The organism is Parendozoicomonas haliclonae (assembly GCF_900174585.1).
In the GTDB taxonomy this organism is placed as follows: Bacteria; Pseudomonadota; Gammaproteobacteria; order Pseudomonadales; family Endozoicomonadaceae; genus Sansalvadorimonas; species Sansalvadorimonas haliclonae.
In genome coordinates, this window is sequence record NZ_FWPT01000011.1 from 107,489 (window position 1) to 125,251 (window position 17,763).

General features: G+C 51.8%; 15 protein-coding genes. 8 read left to right on the forward strand and 7 right to left on the reverse strand.

All coding sequences use genetic code 11. From position 1 onward, the window contains the following. Positions 1 to 21 precede the first annotated feature (21 nt). Complete coding sequence (locus EHSB41UT_RS20200; RefSeq protein ID WP_087112682.1) at positions 22 to 579, forward strand: TMEM165/GDT1 family protein; 558 nt, start codon at positions 22 to 24, stop codon at positions 577 to 579. 81 nt (positions 580 to 660) lie between these two features. Here EHSB41UT_RS20200 and EHSB41UT_RS20205 read toward each other — a convergent pair whose 3' ends face one another. Further along, complete coding sequence (locus EHSB41UT_RS20205; RefSeq protein ID WP_087112683.1) at positions 661 to 1,392, reverse strand: OmpA family protein; 732 nt, start codon at positions 1,390 to 1,392, stop codon at positions 661 to 663. Positions 1,393 to 1,555: 163 nt separating this feature from the next. On the opposite strand from EHSB41UT_RS20205, the gene pfkA reads away from it, so the two are divergent. Continuing rightward, positions 1,556 to 2,539, forward strand: a complete 984-nt coding sequence (pfkA, locus tag EHSB41UT_RS20210; RefSeq protein WP_087112684.1) for a 6-phosphofructokinase — start codon at positions 1,556 to 1,558, stop codon at positions 2,537 to 2,539. 12 nt (positions 2,540 to 2,551) lie between these two features. Then, positions 2,552 to 2,995 carry a GNAT family N-acetyltransferase gene (locus tag EHSB41UT_RS20215; protein ID WP_087112685.1) on the forward strand — a complete coding sequence of 148 codons (444 nt, stop codon included), beginning with the start codon at positions 2,552 to 2,554 and terminating at the stop codon, positions 2,993 to 2,995. Between the two features lie 24 nt (positions 2,996 to 3,019). Here EHSB41UT_RS20215 and EHSB41UT_RS20220 read toward each other — a convergent pair whose 3' ends face one another. Further along, entirely contained in the window at positions 3,020 to 3,856 is an 837-nt protein-coding gene (locus EHSB41UT_RS20220) for a DUF2726 domain-containing protein (RefSeq protein ID WP_133060595.1), read from the reverse strand. A 156-nt stretch (positions 3,857 to 4,012) separates the two neighbouring features. Beyond that, the gene (locus EHSB41UT_RS20225; protein WP_087112687.1) at positions 4,013 to 4,303 is read right to left on the reverse strand and encodes a DUF167 family protein; all 291 of its coding nucleotides are present in this window, start codon (positions 4,301 to 4,303) and stop codon (positions 4,013 to 4,015) included. Between the two features lie 204 nt (positions 4,304 to 4,507). Between EHSB41UT_RS20225 and EHSB41UT_RS24520 the strand changes: the two genes are divergently transcribed. Next, positions 4,508 to 5,662 carry an SGNH/GDSL hydrolase family protein gene (locus EHSB41UT_RS24520; RefSeq protein ID WP_133060596.1) on the forward strand — a complete coding sequence of 385 codons (1,155 nt, stop codon included), beginning with the start codon at positions 4,508 to 4,510 and terminating at the stop codon, positions 5,660 to 5,662. On the opposite strand, the gene EHSB41UT_RS20230 is transcribed toward EHSB41UT_RS24520, so the two are convergent. The 3 genes from EHSB41UT_RS20230 to EHSB41UT_RS20240 all read right to left on the reverse strand — a co-directional run bounded on the left by EHSB41UT_RS20230 (position 5,553) and on the right by EHSB41UT_RS20240 (position 10,448). After that, positions 5,553 to 7,268, reverse strand: coding sequence for a hypothetical protein (locus tag EHSB41UT_RS20230; RefSeq protein WP_087112688.1), 1,716 nt, complete (start codon positions 7,266 to 7,268; stop codon positions 5,553 to 5,555). The two genes, EHSB41UT_RS24520 and EHSB41UT_RS20230, sit on opposite strands and share 110 nt — an antisense overlap. A 73-nt stretch (positions 7,269 to 7,341) precedes the next feature. Beyond that, on the reverse strand, positions 7,342 to 9,627 hold the full coding sequence (locus EHSB41UT_RS20235) for a DNA topoisomerase (RefSeq protein ID WP_087112689.1): 2,286 nt from the start codon (positions 9,625 to 9,627) through the stop codon (positions 7,342 to 7,344). Positions 9,628 to 9,737: 110 nt separating this feature from the next. After that, the gene (locus EHSB41UT_RS20240; RefSeq protein ID WP_087112690.1) at positions 9,738 to 10,448 is read right to left on the reverse strand and encodes an SDR family oxidoreductase; all 711 of its coding nucleotides are present in this window, start codon (positions 10,446 to 10,448) and stop codon (positions 9,738 to 9,740) included. 217 nt (positions 10,449 to 10,665) lie between these two features. Between EHSB41UT_RS20240 and EHSB41UT_RS20245 the strand changes: the two genes are divergently transcribed. Continuing rightward, positions 10,666 to 12,780 (forward strand): protein kinase domain-containing protein, encoded by a 2,115-nt coding sequence (locus EHSB41UT_RS20245; protein ID WP_165767355.1) that lies wholly within the window; start codon positions 10,666 to 10,668, stop codon positions 12,778 to 12,780. Between the two features lies 1 nt (position 12,781). Here the strand turns inward: EHSB41UT_RS20245 and EHSB41UT_RS20250 are convergent, their stop codons facing one another. Continuing rightward, a complete protein-coding gene (locus EHSB41UT_RS20250; protein ID WP_087112692.1) occupies positions 12,782 to 13,258 on the reverse strand; it encodes an Lrp/AsnC family transcriptional regulator in 477 nt (158 codons plus the stop codon). A gap of 312 nt (positions 13,259 to 13,570) precedes the next feature. Here EHSB41UT_RS20250 and leuA point away from each other — a divergent pair, with 312 nt between their 5' ends. From leuA to EHSB41UT_RS20265, 3 genes are all read left to right on the forward strand, one after another. Continuing rightward, on the forward strand, positions 13,571 to 15,262 hold the full coding sequence (gene leuA / locus EHSB41UT_RS20255) for a 2-isopropylmalate synthase (protein WP_087112693.1): 1,692 nt from the start codon (positions 13,571 to 13,573) through the stop codon (positions 15,260 to 15,262). A gap of 163 nt (positions 15,263 to 15,425) precedes the next feature. Then, complete coding sequence (locus EHSB41UT_RS20260; RefSeq protein ID WP_087112694.1) at positions 15,426 to 16,805, forward strand: hypothetical protein; 1,380 nt, start codon at positions 15,426 to 15,428, stop codon at positions 16,803 to 16,805. Positions 16,806 to 16,878: 73 nt separating this feature from the next. Beyond that, complete coding sequence (locus EHSB41UT_RS20265) at positions 16,879 to 17,739, forward strand: hypothetical protein (protein WP_087112695.1); 861 nt, start codon at positions 16,879 to 16,881, stop codon at positions 17,737 to 17,739. The last annotated feature ends 24 nt before the right edge of the window (positions 17,740 to 17,763 follow it).

The following is a 17,763-nucleotide window of genomic DNA, read 5'->3' on the forward strand; positions in this document are numbered from 1 at the left end:
AGACTTAATAACGTCTTATCTATGGAAGCTCTCGCTCTCTCCACACTGATGGTGTTTATCGCCGAGATCGGTGATAAAACCCAGCTACTGGCTCTGTTACTGGCCTGCCGTTATCGCAAGCCATGGGCGATTACCGCTGGTATTTTTGTAGCCACTATTCTCAACCATGCCGCTTCAGCCTGGCTTGGTAACTGGCTCGCCGGGATGTTCAGCGAAGATGTTCTCAGCTGGCTGGTTGGTGCGTCCTTTATTGCCGTCGCGGTCTGGACTCTGATTCCTGACAAGATGGAAGACGAGGATACAGGCTTCCATCGATACGGGGCTTTTGTTGCTACCGTTCTGTTGTTTTTCCTGGCGGAGATTGGCGATAAAACTCAGGTTGCAACAGTAATTCTGGCGGCTCAGTATCAGCCACTCTCGATGGTTATTCTCGGCACCACTCTCGGGATGATGTTGGCCAATGTTCCTGTTGTTTTTCTGGGGAATAACCTTGCTGACAAGTTGCCTCTGATCTGGATTCGCCGTGCAGCCGCAGCGCTATTTCTGGTGCTTGGTATCTACGCCTTGTTCGGACATTAACCACTCAAAAAATTACGGGGTGCCGCCCATGGCAGTCACCCCGTTACTGGCCGCTTGCTGTTGGCTAAATGGCTGGCTGAGTTACTGACTAATCGCCAGCCCCTGATTCTCACTTTGCAGCTCAATCGTTACGATCCGCTCCATCGCAAAGGCATCCAGATCACGCTCCCCCTTAGGCATGCGGGCACCATAGCCAAAGCTCTTGATACGCTGCTCGCTAATGCCTTTGCTCACCAGATACTGCTGCACACTGCTGGCACGACGCTCGGATAGCTCGAGGTTAAAAGCTTCCGCGCCACGAGGATCGGCAAAGCCTGATAATTGCACCTTCAGTTCCGGCTGTTCCATCAGCAGGCGAGCCAGTGCATCCAACTGCGGGATCGCCCGATCATTCACCTGATCTTCCGCCGTTCCAAACATAATACTGAGTTGCAGAGTATCCAGAGCCAGCGCCTGATACTGTTCAGTCTGGTTCATGGCAATAGCCAGCTGCTCCTGAACCCGGGACAGCTCTGCCAGGGCCAGATCACGCTCGGCAACCATATTATCGAGCTTGTCTGCTTTGTTGACGTTATTGCCCAGCCAGTCTCCGGCGGCCAGACCAACAATAAAACCAATCGGTCCACCAATCAGTGCGCCCGCTACACTTGTGCCAGCCACAATGGATGTTTTCTCTTTGCCCCAGGTTTCGTGTTCAGTTGTGCTGCTGGCGTTTGCAGTAGTAACCGTTGCCAAACCCAGCGTCAGTGCACAGGCAATCGCCTTTACGCGGGATGGGATAAGACGAGAAGTGTTGTTTGCTTGCATTGCCATGGTGTTTTCCTTCTTTGGGTGTGCGTCTTTGACACCTTCTATTTAAACGACCAAAGCGGGCAATCCGGTGCTGCAGTGGTGACAAATTCCGCAGCAAAAATGGCGAATTGTGGCAGGTGTTCCATACTCGCAGTCATTTCTGTGTGACGGGTTTGCAGTAACTATGAGTTCTTCGCTGAAACACATTGGTGTACTGACATCGGGTGGCGATGCACCGGGAATGAATGCCGCAGTGCGGGCTGTTGTTCGCTGCGCGATTTACCACGGCATGGAAGTCACCGGGATTCATGAAGGCTACACCGGCCTGCTGGAAGGAAAGCTGGAGTCACTGAACAGCCGCTCTGTTGCCAATATCATCAATCAGGGCGGTACCTTTCTGAAGTCTGCCCGTTGCCGGGAGTTCTACGAGCCGGAAGGACGGGCCAGAGCGGCCGCGCAATTAGAAGAGTCCGGTATTCAGGCGCTGGTTGTGATTGGTGGCGATGGCTCTTTTACCGGTGCTGTGCTTTTAGCCCGTGAACATAGAGTCTCCGTGGTCGGCATTCCCGGCACCATAGATAACGATATTTACGGCACTGATTTCACCATCGGTTTCGATACCGCCATCAACACCGTGCAGGATGCTGTAGATAAAATCCGCGACACCGCGACCTCCCATAACCGCCTGTTCTTTATTGAAGTGATGGGCCGCGATGCCGGCTACATCGCCTTGTATACAGGTATTGGTGCAGGCAGTGAGGAGATTCTGATTCCTGAACAATCACGCGGGATGGATTACCTGCTGCAATCACTGGAACGCAGTGGCCGGAAGGGGAAAACCTCCAGCATTGTGATTGTGGCGGAAGGCGATAAGAGCGGCGGTGTCTATGAGCTGGCCAAGACGGTGGAAGCCAAGATGGATGGCTACCAGTCTCGGGTGACTGTGCTTGGGCATATCCAGCGCGGAGGTCGCCCCACCTGTGCAGACCGGGTTCTGGCAAGCCGTCTGGGGGTTGCTGCCGTTGATGCTCTTCGTGATGGCTCGTCCGGCGTTATGGTTGGCGTTAGAAATAACCTGATCTCCCTGACCGGGCTGGAAAAGGCCTGCAAAGAGCGCACAGAGATTAATGCCGAGCTGATTCGCGTAGCCGATATTGTTTCCATCTAACGGGAGCTACCCATGTCCGTCATTATTCGGGAGCCGGTTGCTAGTGACTATGAACAGTGGAATAAATTGTTTTTTGGCTACCAGAGTTTCTATCGCCACTTTATTTCTATCGAAGTGATCGACATCACCTGGAAGCGGATTCTGGACGCTTCACACAATGTCAGCGGGTTGGTTGCGGAATATAACGGCGATCTGATTGGCCTGACCCACTATCTGTTCCATGACTCGACCTGGAACAACCTGAAGAGCTGTTATCTTGAAGATCTGTACGTGAGCAAGCAGTCTCGGGGAACCGGAGCGGCTCGTCTGTTGATCGAGGGAGTAGAACAGAGGGCCCGGGATTTGGGAGCCTTTCGGCTCTATTGGCATACTCAGGAATACAATGGGGCGGCTCGGTCTCTGTACGATTCCATCATGCCGCCCTCATCTTTCATGGTGTACCGGAAGAATCTGTAGAGAAGGGCCTTCTGAAGAGGCCTCTCAGGATGCCTCTTCCTTTGATAACACAGCATAACGGCAGGTCGGGAAGGTTTCGCAAACCAAAGCCTTTCGGCCTGCATGCTTACCACTGGACACCGTACGCATCATCATCGCCGCTCCACACTTACGGCAGGTCTGGCCTCCGTCGTGATGCTCCTCGTGAGCATCATGCTCAACATGATCTGCTTCATCATGCTCGGCACTCAGCGTTGGTTCTCGGCGCTCAGTATCATCCAGAATCGGAGCATCGTTAATAGCCCGGCTCTCATTGATAACATCACTATTGGCAGCCGCCATGGTATCGCGGGCACCACCAACAACCTCACAGGTGCCCAGCAGCTCATGCATACCCGCAGCCTGATAAACATCACGACGCAGACGGGCAACATCAAGAATGCCGCGCACTTCATAAACCAACAGTGGCAGATCAACCCGATCACAGTAATCCCGCAGCTCATCCATCTGCTTGTTCTGTCGCTTCTTTTCTACCAGCTTGATCGCGCACTTGGGCAACATTTTCCGGCGATCACAAAGAAGAATATCAAAGCTGGCATTACGAACCTTTCCGGGCAAAGGGCTGACCGCTCCAGAGTGGCAGATTACCGTATCAACAGGAACATTACGGAACAGGCTGAAGTGTTCACGGGCTGCAACATCCAGCAAACCGTAAAAGGAACGGGACGGGCCATCAAACAGGGGATCTTTCAAATATAAAGATGAGGCCGCCCGACGGCGGAGCAACCAATAGATAATCCCGGCAATAATTCCTACACCAGCCAGCATGGCCAGAGGATAGAAATAAACAGGAATCGGGCCAGTTCCTAAATTTATACCCAAAAATTCGTCCACTGCTTTATCTCAATTCTTTATAAATACGCGGCGTGATTAATCCAGTCAGCCACTGGTCTTAAGTTTAGAGCCTGTTGAGAGAATGGCACCTTACAACAAAACACCACTGTCGTGTTAGAGAGTTTAAAAGCTCTAACACGGAAATCAGGCCAATGTGATTTCCAGCTCCGCCGGAAGCTTTTCCGGGCTGGAAATAGCGACCCGTTTTTCCCGACTCAGGTCACCGCTGATAATCTTCACATCGCGCTTACTGACCCCAAATTGGGACGCCAGGAATTTAATCAGATAACCATTTGCCTTCCCCTCGACAGGGGGAGCCTTGATGCGGATCTTCAAACTATCGCCGTGAAGACCGGAAAACTCATCTTTACTGGCCCGTGGCTGGAGGTGACAGGCGATAATCAAATCATCCCCCTGCCAACGATAAAAAGACATTACCTAACACTCCAAATAACCGGTGCTACACTCGTAGCGCTTTAACTGCCTGAATCATAACTCAAACCCTGCAGATACCACTCATTAAACGTGATGCAAAAACGCACCATTACTTGTTGGGATAAAATCTGTAAGCGGCTGGCACTCTGGTTTTGGAATGTCGCTTTACGAAATGGGCTTCACCTGTTGTTATTCGGGGGAATAATGACTGTTGCAAGCCTTTCGGTAGGAAATGAAAAACAAAGCGTCCGTCCTATTGATTCTCTGGTTATTTTTGGAGACAGCCTTTCGGACAATGCCAACACTTGGCGTCTATCTCATTACTACATGGGTTATCCGGACCCTTTAAACGAAAACTATAGTACCAATGATTTCCGTAGCTTATTTAGTGACCCTCTCTCCGAATTAGTTGCAAATGTTGGCCCGGCCATTGTTCCATTCCCGGCTTTTCCTTCCCCGCCCTATAACAAGGGTTATTTCTCCAATGGTCCAACAACGGTTGAATATGTTGCCGCTTATGCCGGACTAGATATTTCCAAAAGAGAGCAGTATCGCAATCTGGCATTTGGGGCCAGCTGGACCACAGACCTGTTCGATACCATTCAACACTCCTGGGAACTGAAAAAGCTTCCCGGGCTCAGACTATTATTTCAGGGGAAGATCCTTCCACCCAATCTCGGGCATGTGCTTTCTATTTACCTGTCCAAGAATCCGGTTCTATCACCAGACACCATCTACGCGATTTTCTTCAGCGGTAATGACTATATCAACGGTTTTACCGATCCATCCGTTGTTGTGGCGAAGCAGTTCCAAAGTATTCGCGCATTGGTTGAAGCTGGTGCCAAACATATTTTCTGGGGAATGGTGCCGGACTACTCCCTTGCACCCTGCTTCCATCTCGGCCCTCGCCGGGATCTGGTGACATCATGGGGCGTTCAGCACAATAAATATGTCCAGAGGCTGGCGGGATTAATCGAGAAAGCCTGGCCGGAGGTCAAATTCACCGTTGGTGATATCAGTGCGATCTTTCGGAAGGTGGCTCTGGATCCAGATAATGGTTTTCTGGAAACAGATAAACCCTGCACCAATGTTTATATCCCGGGGTGTGATCACGAAACGGGGCTGGTCACCCTGTTTAATCTCGCATCAGCTAAAGTCTGCCCGAACGAGGATGATTACCTGTTCTGGGATCAGGTGCATGTGACGACCCGCGCGCACCGTATAGCGTCCTGGTATGTCTGTGAACTGTTCAGGGAGAACGGTTACCACCAGATGCAGTGCCCGGATATCGCCACCCTGCGGAAAAAGTCATATGGAAAGACGGTTGAGTCGGGCCCACACCTCGAAGGACATCCATAAAAGTATGAAGGTTGGTCAGCCAGCCCGGCGCATAATTCAGAGCCATTACTTCCAGAGAATCTAGTGTGTTCTGGCTTTGCCGATCAAAATGAGCACTTGGAGCCAGCGATTTGTAGAAAGGCAGAACCATCTGGCTTAGCACCGCATGAGGCATATAGCGCACAAGATAATCCATATCTCCGGCAATGGCATAGCTCGCACGTTCTGAGAAGTGATAGACCGAAACCTCCGGTTCGTCGTAACCCTGATTACCGCGTAACTCCAACCAGGGACCATCATGCCAGACCAGATAAGGCACACTGTCTCCCTTGGGGTAATCAAAATACAGCAGAGTTTTATCCACCGATTCATGGGTCCAGCTGATCGGCGCTTTGGATAACTGAGCAGCGGCCTCCCAGGTAAAGCTGCGTCTATCAGTCCGCTCGCGATGCAACAGAGTACCGCCGCAGGTTAATGACGTCTGATCTGTTCCCAACTGCTGATAGCAATCCAGAGCCGTATGTATGCTGTGCATAATATCCGGATGCAGCAAGGTCTGAATATCTCTGACATTACGGCGCTGAACACCCTGAACCAGCATATCTTCAGCCCAGACCAGATTTGCAGCATCTATCCCAGTCGTAATCTCAAGAGTGCCTTGGTTAGGACTGCGGTGATCCAGAAAAGTCGTATGCAGTAATAGCTTTCCACCTCGGGAAGCTGCCCTGATACTCAAATGATCAATACGATCCCGATCCATCACTTCCATCAATGCATCCCACTCGGAACATTGTGTCTGGAGAAATCGCGGGCTTTCATTGCGCAAAGGCCGGGGGATTCTGTGAATACGCAGCTCACCATGCTCTTCCGAAGTTGGAGCAATATTCACAAATACGCGCTCGGCAAGACAGGCCGGCAGATCGACACGGATACTGCCAGTCATCTTCCCGCTGATCCGACTGTATAGGGTATCCAGAAGCCAGGCCGTTCCCATCCATACCGGCATGATGATGGTTTGCGCATTTACCCCTCGTGGCGCGACGGGCTGCCCTGCTCGCTGCGCCTGCTGAAAAGCATCAATCCCGGCATAATGGCTTTCCAGACCACCGGCCATCTGAGCGGAGAGATTCCAATATCCTGACGAGTAACCATTGGTCAGAAAATTTTTCATCTGCCAGCCCCAGGAGTTCAGGATGGCCAGCAGCCCGACACCATAGCCGGCATAGTGCATCGTCGAAGAGAGTTTGACCGGAGACGCCCCACCACCAAGCCCTGTAGAGCTGCTTTGCCCAATAGCACTGAGCAGCATATAAGTCGAGCCAAGCATCGTCGCTGGCAGCACACCACCATAATAAAAACCGTTCTGAATACTGGCCCAGACATCATCAGTCATGCCTTCCAGAAACAGGATGCGGTCGCCTTTGCGAAGGAAGGTACCACTTCGATTGGAAGAGTAGTCAGGAAGCCAGCCGCTACCGGCTCTTGCAGAAATGTCCCAACCCAGATCAGCCCGGGTAATCGGCTCACTCTGTGGGTTTTCTTCAGCAACAGCAGATGACGACAACCCGGCCTGCAGCACGAGCAGCACAATCACACCTGCCAGCCTTGTCCACAGCCTGAGTCCCATAGTCTCACCTGCCTTTCGGGGAGATGCACTATAGAAAAGGACGGAGGCTGTCAGGGTAGTGAATTGTTACCGGTCAGGCCGGTTGGGTATCTGTTTGTTGTGGCGCATTACCGGAGCCCGATTCCCGTGAGCCCATGCAACCTTTGTTGGCATCAATGAAAGCGCTGCACTGTTTGCCATCTGTCATCACCCCCTTTGGCAAGGGCTGGCCCATCTGCTTGGCGATTGCCTTGGCAAAATTCAGCATCTTCGGTGTTGGCTTACGCGGACCACCTGATTTTGGGCCACCTCTGGGCGCATGACCGGAAACCGGCCCATGCCGTTGCTGAAGTTCCTGAAGGTACTCTTCCAGCCGGTCCAGCTGACGACTGACAAACTTATCTCGCTGGGCATTGGCGGTCGTATCATCACTGCGCAGCTCACAGATTCTGTTCAACCAGTCTTCCCAAACCGCCGTTGTCTCAACCTGAGTCAGCCAGGAAGGCAGATCATCCACCAGTGCTTCGCCTTTCGGGGTGCTTTCCAGACGGTTGCCTTTTCGGGAGACAAACTCACGGGCCAGCAAGGTTTCCAGAATGGTACTTCGGGTCGCGGGAGTACCAATGCCGGCACTTTCCCGTAACAGTTTACGCAGTTTGGGATCTCGCACATGACGACCAACAGACTTCATGGCCTTAATCAGGGAACGATCAGTAAACCAGGGAGGCGGACGCGTAGTGCGTGTTTGCAAATCAACCGCCAAAAGAGGCGATGGCATATTTTTGGTAACAGGTACCGGAGAGATAGTATCCGGACGGTCCTTCTCTGGCGGGAAGGCCTGCATCCAGCCAGGATCGAGTACAACATTCAGTGTGGTGGCAAAACGACTGTACCGATGCCCAAGCAGATCTTCCGCAGGTACCGCAAAACCTAGTTTTTGCTCCCGAATTTTGGCGGCAGGCCAGAGTGCCTGAATATAACGACGGGCAACAATCTCATACGCCTGTTGTTCCTGCCGTGGCATTTTCTCCAGGTTTGCCGCCTTGCGGGTCGGGATAATGCCATAGTGTTCCATCGGCTTGGTGGTGAAACAGGCCGGGCGGAAAGAACTGTATGTCGTGTCCTGACCGTTGTGGATATCTTTGGCGCGTGCCGCAACATTGCCTAAAGAGGAGAGCTTCGACAGATGTTCCAAAACAGGGTTACGTTCACCCGGTTCATAAAGGGAAACCGGTAACTCCGCATGCTCGGTGCGCGGGTAGGTTACTAGACCATCGTTGTAGAGTTTTTCCAGTACCTTCTGGGCCTGTGCTGCGGTCAGGCCAGCTGCTTTATTCATCTCAGCCTGAAACTCCGCCAGATCGCACGGCATCGGAGGATTACGTTTGATATCCCGGGTTTTGCTGGAGATCACCACGGCTCTGCCCGCTTCTGCCATTAGCCTGTCCCGGAAAGCTTCAACCTCAGCCTTTCCTACAAACAGCGGCGTATCCAAGGGTTCCGGATCACCATCCTTGACGATCTTTTTGGAAGGCTCCCATTCCACGCCGGCAGGCGAAGCATCGACAATATCAGCCGTCACTTCCGGAGCATAACGGGCTTTAACCTGCTGCCCTGCCAGATCAAACGTGCCATCAATCAGAAAATGATCTTTGGGAACAAAGTTACGAATCTCCCGGGAACGTTGCACAACCAGTGCGAGTGTCGGTGTCTGAACCCGGCCAACGGATACCACAGATTCGCGACCAGAACCCTGCCCCAACAGATTTCCCATACGTCCGTGACGGGCGTAACAGGTCAGCGCACGCACCACAAACTGGTAAGCCCAGTCAGAACGGGCACGGGCTTCCGAAGCCCGAAACCAGGACTTCATCTCCTCACCGGTTTTCAGGCGGGAAAAGGTTTTACGGACAGCGGATTTATCCAGACCATCCACCAGCCAGGCATGGCGGACCGGCCCACGAAAACGACAGTGTTCCAGTATATGCCAGGCAATGGCGGTGCCTTCTCTATCCGGGTCGGTACTGACGATCACTTCCCCAGCACCTTTCAGCTGTTGGCGAATGACCTTGAGGTACTGATTAGGAGTTTTCCCTTTGCGTCCTTTGCCCGGCGCACTCACACGCAGTTCAAAACTGCGGGGAATAGGTAATAACGTGGCAGGATTGCTCCAGCTGGCATCAGGCTTAAGTTCCTGAGGCTCCATAATTTCCAGCAGATGTCCGGAGGCCCAGATAATGGAAACCGGCCGACCATCCCATTGACCGGTACCGTGATCCGATCCCATGCGCCAGCCCATGGCTTCTGCGAGTTGGCGCGCCTGATCACGTTTTTCAGCAAGAACCACAATCGGTTTGTTGTTGGAGGCGCTGGAAGCCATAGCTGCGGAAGGTCCTGTATTCCGTCATTACAGCCACCAAAAGGCTGTATATATAAACAGTTAAAATAACCGAAAATCCGCAGAAAGGAAAAGATTTTGGAAAGCAGCCATTACCAGGGCAATTGGCTGCCATCCCATGACCAGAACCGGCCGCTGTCTTTAGGTGTTAATTTTGACAGGACCGTGGTCAGACAATGCGCACTGGTCGCTGGAGAAAATAGCTTGTCGGCGGGTACACGCGCCTGAAAGGGTTTCGACAAAGCGGTATCTGTTGTTCCGGGATGCAAGGCAGCAACACAACACTCCGGCAACTCCCGTTGCCATTCAATACTGAGGTTCTTGAGGACCATATTCAAAGCCGCCTTGGATGCCCGATAGCTGTACCAGCCGCCAAGGCGATTATCCTCAATACTGCCAACCTTAGCCGAGATGGTCGCAAATACGCTGTTTTTTACGGGTTTCAGCACCTTTTTAAAATGCTTGGCCAGCAGCAGGGTGGGCATGGCGTTAAAGCTAAGATTCATCAGAAAAAATTCCGGCTTCACCTGACTGATATTCTTTTCTGGCTCTCCCATGCCGTTGTGCAGAACCCCAACGGCATTGATCAGGTAATCCAGATGTTCAAACTGCCCGGACAGTTTCTCAATGGCAGCCTCATCGGTTACATCAGCGAGATACCATTTGAGCCGTTCATGCTGTTTTGTTGGTCGTTGATGACACCATGTAGCATGAACCTGACAGGGTTCTTCCGGAGCCAGAAATGAGTCCACCAAAGCCGAGCCAATCCCGCCGCAACCGCCGATAATCAATACCTCTTTCACAGGCTGTCTCCCATCAGGCTATTTGTCTTTATACGCTGGTAACACCCGTCTGGTTCAGGGCCTCAGCCGGTGACGAACTGTGAAACAACACCTTATGTTCGCAGTAAAAATGTTACGAAAGGTGTTCCCGCCCGTTCTCCGTGCTTTGCTCGGCTATCCTTCACGACCGTTCATCTCGACCTGTATTTTTTTCGGACTTTTTTTGGCGGAGAAGATTTTGGGCATTACGCGGCGCTATCTGACTTTGCTTTTGCTGTTGATAACAGCGGGAGCATTGGCTCAAGACGTCCACAACAGTTCGGATAACGCGCTGCCGCATACCTATACACGTTCCACAAGCGGCCACCCATCACTGGCACTAACATCAGAAAGCTCAAGTCTGAGTGAGTTTGATATTCACAGCACACCCGCTGGTGTCAGCCTTCACTACAACGGCACAAATATCCTGATCCCCGGCATAACACTGCCAGATACCTTGGTATCTCTGCTGCTCAGAGCTGGGTCCGAAGTTGTGTATCGCAAAGTGATGCACAACCTTATGCAGCTCGCACTGCATCATTCCATTCATTACATGGGTCATGGAATGATGATGCGCGCGGTTTACACCGGTCTGCCACTGACAATGCGGCTCTGGTATTACGGGACTTATCTACTGCCTAAAACCATGCAGATAGCAAAGCACGGCTGGGAGAAGGTAGAAACGATCAGCGGTCACAAACACCGTGGCCGGATGCCGCTGTTTATGCCGCAGACTCTGGACCACGCCCTGTTTGCGGATTACCTGTTAAGCACTCACGAGACTCAGAGTGTCGATAAAAATATTCTCTACCTGACACCATTCCAAAAGGTGGATACCGACCAACTCAAGTCTCCCTGGCAAACTGCAATGGGAGAGCTGGTGAATTCAGCTATCGACAATGGTATTGATGGTATTCGTATCACGCTTGATAACGAAACGGGAATCACCTTTGAGAAGCATCATGCCAACAGCTATTTGTTTGGCTGGCAGAAGCCTTTACTGATCTATCCCAAAACCGGTGATGGGCAAGCATTCCTCGGGCAATGGCTGCACTCCAGCTGGAAGCAGGACAGCTATTCCAGCAGCCTGTTCAGCGCTCTTTCTACGGCTGGGCTCAAATGCATCACCACCAAACTTGAGAACAGTGATGCCTATTGCCAGCCGCTGCCGGAACTGACACCGATGACATCGGATGGTCAACTGCGTCAGCTGGTTATGGATGACGATACAGACACACCCACCTACCTGACATTACACAACAATCGTTCAATGATTCCGGGTGCACCGGGTGACTTAACGGTATCAGAGAGCCATAAAGTCTCACCCGTGATGGCTGACTACCGCACCACTTCATCCCAATACCGCATCCCTTACGAGCTAGGACAACTGGCGGAAATTATGCTGTATCAGGTTGTCTACAAACTGGTAGATACCACTCTTGGTTCGATCATTGATCTTGCCAGCAGCCATGGTTCCTATGAGACGGAGCAGGTTTTTAACTCTGGCCGGGTCGTTGGCAGTGTCAGCAGAGTTAAGCGCCGTTCCGACGGAAAAACCTTTATCAGAAAGGAAGCACCGCTGCTCAGTGATGACCCACGTGGCGGCCATGAGCGTTATGCCTACCTCACCCGTGAAGCCGCGATTATGCGTAGCCTTAAACGACGGGGAGCTTCTGCCATTGCCCATGTTGAAGATTATTGGGTTGAGAAAGCAGGCTCGAACAAAGCCAAGCTTGTGGTGTTAATAGAAGATGGTGGACGTCCACTATCCGCCCTTCCTGCCAGCCGCGAAGAAGAACTGCGTTCCATGGTGCATGGTGCGACCAAGGCTATCAGCGATCTGCACAAGGTTGGCTACGTACACTTTGATGTGAAGCCGGATAACTTTGTTATCAACAATACAGGTGACGTCCGGTTGATTGATTTTGAAACCGCTGGTCGTGTGGGAGGCTGGAGCGGTTGGAGTGAAAAAGCCACGCCATCTATCTTTGACCGACGTTGGGCAGCACCGGAAATCAAGAAGAATCAGCCAGCCTCCAAGATAGCGGATATCTGGAATCTGGGAGCAACCGCACTTTCATTGATAGCCAACAGCGTTCTTCCGGAGGCTTCCAGTCTTCCTGACAATATTGTCCCGAGCGTAAGAGAGGGAGAACAGCGATTCATTGATAGCTACGCCGATAAGATCAGCAAAAAACAGGTTCTGCAATCCATGCCGGATCTTGCTGACTTCTTGTCCCGTACCCTGACAAAGGACACCAGCCGCCGTCTGGATGCTGATGAACTGCTCCAGCATATTTATCTGGATCAGTGACTCAGTGTCCCAAATGCGTAAGAGGCAGCTCGGTTCGGTTAACAGGATTACGTAACACGAAGCTTGAATGAGCTCCTGTTACACCTTCCAAAGGAGTAATCTTGTTCAGCAGGAATTCCTGATAATACTCCATATCCGGAACCATCACCTTGAGCATATAGTCGGCGCTCTGACCGGTAATCAGATGACACTCAATCACCTCTGGATATTCCCGGATATGCCGTTCAAAGTTCTCGAAACGCTCCGGGGTATGCCGGTCCATGCTGATATGGATAAACGCGCACAGCTTCAGGCCAAGAGCAGAGGCCTTGAGCCGGGTCACCTGATCCCGGATGATGCCACTCTCCTCAAGTGCCTTAACTCGTCTCAGGCAGGGCGATGGCGACAGCCCAATGCGATCAGCCAGCTCCTGATTGGTTATCCGGGCATTCTTCTGCAACTCTTCCAAAATCTTCAAATCATAGCGATCGAATTTCATTGATAGCCACCATTTAGCGATTGGAGCAATTTAATATCACAAAATAATAATATATTGGCATAAATTTAATAAATTGACCGAAAACAATGAAATCTTCGCAATCATTCACCCGGACTCTTTCGCTATTATTTTCCCGTCGCCAAAAGTGACACCTCATAGGACATGAGGTTTGCTGACACGCCACAAGCGCCGAAAGCTATCGCAGGTCTCACCAGGACCCTTGATTTCAAGCCCACAAGGCTGAAGAACAACAGAATTCCAGAAGGCTGGCTTCATCAGGAAGCCAGCCTTCCTGATTTTAGGGTCGCGACTATGAAACCATCACAATCCCGTTTTGATCACACCCGGTATCAGCCTTTTCCTGCCATGAAAAAGACTGACCGCCGCTGGCCTGATAACACCATAGAGAAGGCGCCTCTCTGGTGTAGCGTTGATCTACGTGATGGTAATCAGGCCCTTATTGAGCCCATGACTGTTGAGCAGAAATGCCAGCTCTTCCAGCTGCTGGTCAATATTGGCTTTAAGGAAATTGAGGTAGGCTTTCCTGCCGCCTCAACCCCGGACTTTGATTTTGTCCGCAAGATTATTGATGACGGGATGATTCCTGAAGATGTCACCATTCAGGTACTGACTCAGGCTCGTGAACATTTGATTGCCCGCACCTTTGAGGCCCTGCAAGGTTGTCGCAGGGCTGTTGTGCATGTTTATAACTCCACGTCCAAGGTACAGCGAGAGCAGGTCTTCCAGAGAGACCGTGCCGGTATTCTTGCGATTGCCGAGGAAGGTGCCCGACTGGTCGCTGCCGAAGCCGCCAAACACCCGGATACCGAATGGGTGTTCCAGTACTCTCCGGAAAGCTTTACCGGAACCGAGATGGATTTTGCCGCCGAGGTTTGCAATGCAGTCATGGCTATCTGGCAGCCAACACCTGAGAAGCCGGTGATCCTGAACCTGCCTGCCACTGTCGAGATGTCCACTCCGAATATTTTTGCCGATCAGATTGAGTGGTTTATTGAGCACCTCGATAACCGGGAATCCGCGATCTGCAGCGTGCATACCCATAACGATCGGGGCTGTGCGGTAGCCGCCGCTGAACTGGCGATTATGGCCGGTGCCGATCGGGTGGAAGGCACACTGTTCGGAAATGGCGAGCGCACCGGTAATATGGACATTATCACCATGGCCATGAACCTCTATAGCCAGGGTATTGATCCACAGCTGGACTTGTCTTGCTCCGATGAGATTATTCGCATCTATACCGAGTGCACCAGCCTTCCGGTGCATCCTCGCCATCCATGGTTTGGTGAACTGGTTTACACCGCCTTCTCCGGCAGCCACCAGGATGCTATCCGCAAATGTCTGAACCAGCGGGAAGAAGACGATATCTGGGATGTGGCTTATCTGCCGATCGATCCAGCGGATATTGGTCGTGACTATCAGGAAGTCATTCGTATCAACAGTCAGTCCGGCAAGGGCGGAGTGGCTTTTGTTCTTGAACAAGAACAAGGGCTTCAGCTTCCACGCTGGTTACAGATTGCCCTTTCGGCAGCTGTGCAGTCGGAAGCCGAAAATGCCTCTGCTGAGATTTCAGCCAACCAGATTTGGGATATTTTCCAGAAGCACTTTATGCCATCCAACCCTAACCTGCAGATTGGCGGCTATCGCCTTGAACGCAAGGATGGCGGCGAGTTTGTAAAGGTTGAGCTGATAACAGAAAAAGGGACGGTGACAATTGCCAGAAACGGCCAGGGCCCCATGGAAGCCTTCGCTTCCGGGCTGGAACAGCTTGGCGTGCAGCTGGATATTCTCGATTACAGCGAGCATGCCCTTGGCAATGGCTCCAATGCTAAAGCCGCCAGCTATGTGCATGCCAGTATCGATGGCCAGAGATTCTGTGGTGTTGGTATCGACAAGGATATCGTTCTGGCCTCACTCAAAGCCATTCTGGCAGCAGCCAACCAAACCACAAAACATCAAATGGGCAATGCTATTTCCGCAGCCTGATCAACCTTGAGCCATACCTTCCCAGTGCCTTCTCGGAGACAAAACGAGGAGGCATTACAAACCTCCTCCAAGACCTCACAAGCAGTAACAAAACCGCCTTGCACGCCTATACCAGCTGAACTATTTCTTCTCCGGTTAATTCGTCAGTATCGGGGGACTGGCTATGTCAGGGGCCACCAGCTCATTAGAAAAAGCCATCAGCTCATCAGGAACAGCCACCAGCAGTGCAAAAGCAGCTGATGCTTCATCTCTGTTCGTCTATCCATTAGCCGGCCTTGTTGTTGCTCTTGTTCTGGCCGTTGCGCTCAGCTCATCACGGCAGGCTTCAGCAGCCGATGGAGAGCTACCACCAGCGCTGCCAGTCTATGATCTGCCAATGCAAGAAGACACTGATGGTCTTTACCATCAATACAATAATCTTCTGCGCAACCAGATGAGCAACCTGTGGGGCTTTGTTGAAAACGCAGCGGTATCCCGCGCAATCTGGCATGCCGTTCACGACAAGGAAAAACCAGCCAAAGCCCAGACCCGCGACGGAGGATGGTTTTCATGGGGCTGGCTCGGGCTTGGTGGCAAAGCGCCTCTGGGAGAGCAACTGGTTGATGTGCTGAAACAGATCAATATCGATCTGAGAAGCAACCCTGATGGAAAAAAGTTTCTTCTGACCAAAGCACTCTATGATGGTCTGGCCGATGTACTGGATGAAAAAACCATCAAAGGGGTATCCCGGGATAACCTCAGTGATATCAACGTCCTGATCGACAAGATTGAGCAGAAATCCAAAAGCGATATTCAGGACATTATTTTCAATGTCGCGGCAGCCACGGGGAGAGAGAAACGGGGTGCCAAAAACATAACTCCGGCTGCAAGCAAGGCAGCCGATGCCGCGAAGAAATATGCTGATGCCACTCAGGATCCTTCCGCTCCCAGCCCAGAAGTTATCACCCGTCGGATGAACAACGCCAACTCTTATACAGACTGGCGCGACCATCTTCTTCGACAGGCCTTGGCCGGTGCCATGCTGGGTGCCGGTGTTGAGGCTGTTATTACAGTGACGTACAAATCTGCCTATGACGGCAAACATCCATGGAACTGGGATGAGAAAGACAAGGCGGAAGTGGCAACTGCTGCTTTTGATGGGGCCGTGACCGGTGGCGTGAGTACAGCAGCGACTTATATGCTTACTTCAAAATATCCAGGTGTTCCTTTGTGGGTCTCCAGTGCTCTGGTGACAGGCTCCATATATCTGGTGAAAGAATCCGTGAAGATTGCGGCAGGCAGTGAAGATGCTGCGTCTATGCGGGATATGGCACAGGCTGTGCCTATGGCGCTGGCATTGAGCCTTTCCTCTTATATTGGTGAATCGGCCTGCCACCCTGTGCCCCTGCTAGGTGCTATTGCCGGGGCACTCACCGGTCGCCTTGCCATTGGCGTCGCCAGCAACCTGCTGGAAAAGATGATTGAAGAGAAAAGCTCACAGGCCAGAGCCTTGCCTTTCAGCCAACCTGATAACGTTTCGGTCAAACTTCTGAAGCAGAGCTGACCAAGAATTCTTTCTAAGGCGATGATAAGATTGAACGACAATAACAAAACAATAACAGGGAATGTGATCTTCAATGCTTGTACATCGCCTTCCATTTTTTGCTGCTCTAACTGTATTTAGCCTTGTACTGGCAGGATGTACCGGGAAGCAGAATCATTCGGCTTTTATTCAGCAAAAGGCGCAATCAATTAATGCGTCTGCAGAGGTTATCCAAGGCGGCGATTTCCAGCTGCAAACCCTGCAGATAATGCCTGGCCAGCAGAAAACCCTGCGTGTTTATATTGAAGGTGACGGCAAAGCCTGGGCCAGACGTAATCGCCCTTCTTCAGACCCGACCCCAGACAATCCTTTGTCCCTGAATTTGATGGCTGCAGACCCGGTATCGGACAAAGCCTATATAGCCCGCCCCTGCCAGTATGTGATGAGCCAGAACTGCTCTATCAGTATCTGGACCGACCTTCGCTATAGCCAACAGGCTGTGGATTCCATCAATCAGGTTCTTGATTCCCTTAAGAGCAAAGGGGCTTATGAGAAGCTGGAACTGGTCGGCTTTTCCGGTGGTGCCGCTCTGGCTCTTTTGGCAGCTGTCGAGCGACGGGATATCTCCGCCATCCGCACTGTTGCCGGCAACCTTGACCCGGCTTATGTGAACCGTCTCCATAATGTTTCCTTTATGCCTGCCGCTTTGAGTCCGGTAAAAAACACTCGGGAGCTGGATGATGTACCACAGCTGCACTTCTTCGGCTCTGAAGACTCTGTCATTCCTCCTGAAGTCTATGCCGCTTACCGCACCTGGTTTGGCAAGCAGGACTGCATCAAAGGGATGGAAGTGAAAGGGGCTGACCACTCGGATGGCTGGCTGGAACAGTGGCCAGAACTTCTGGCTGTTGCGGTTCCACAATGTCTGTCCACACCGCCAAAGCTTCAACCGTAGCTGTAATAAGAGGCTCTGCAAACC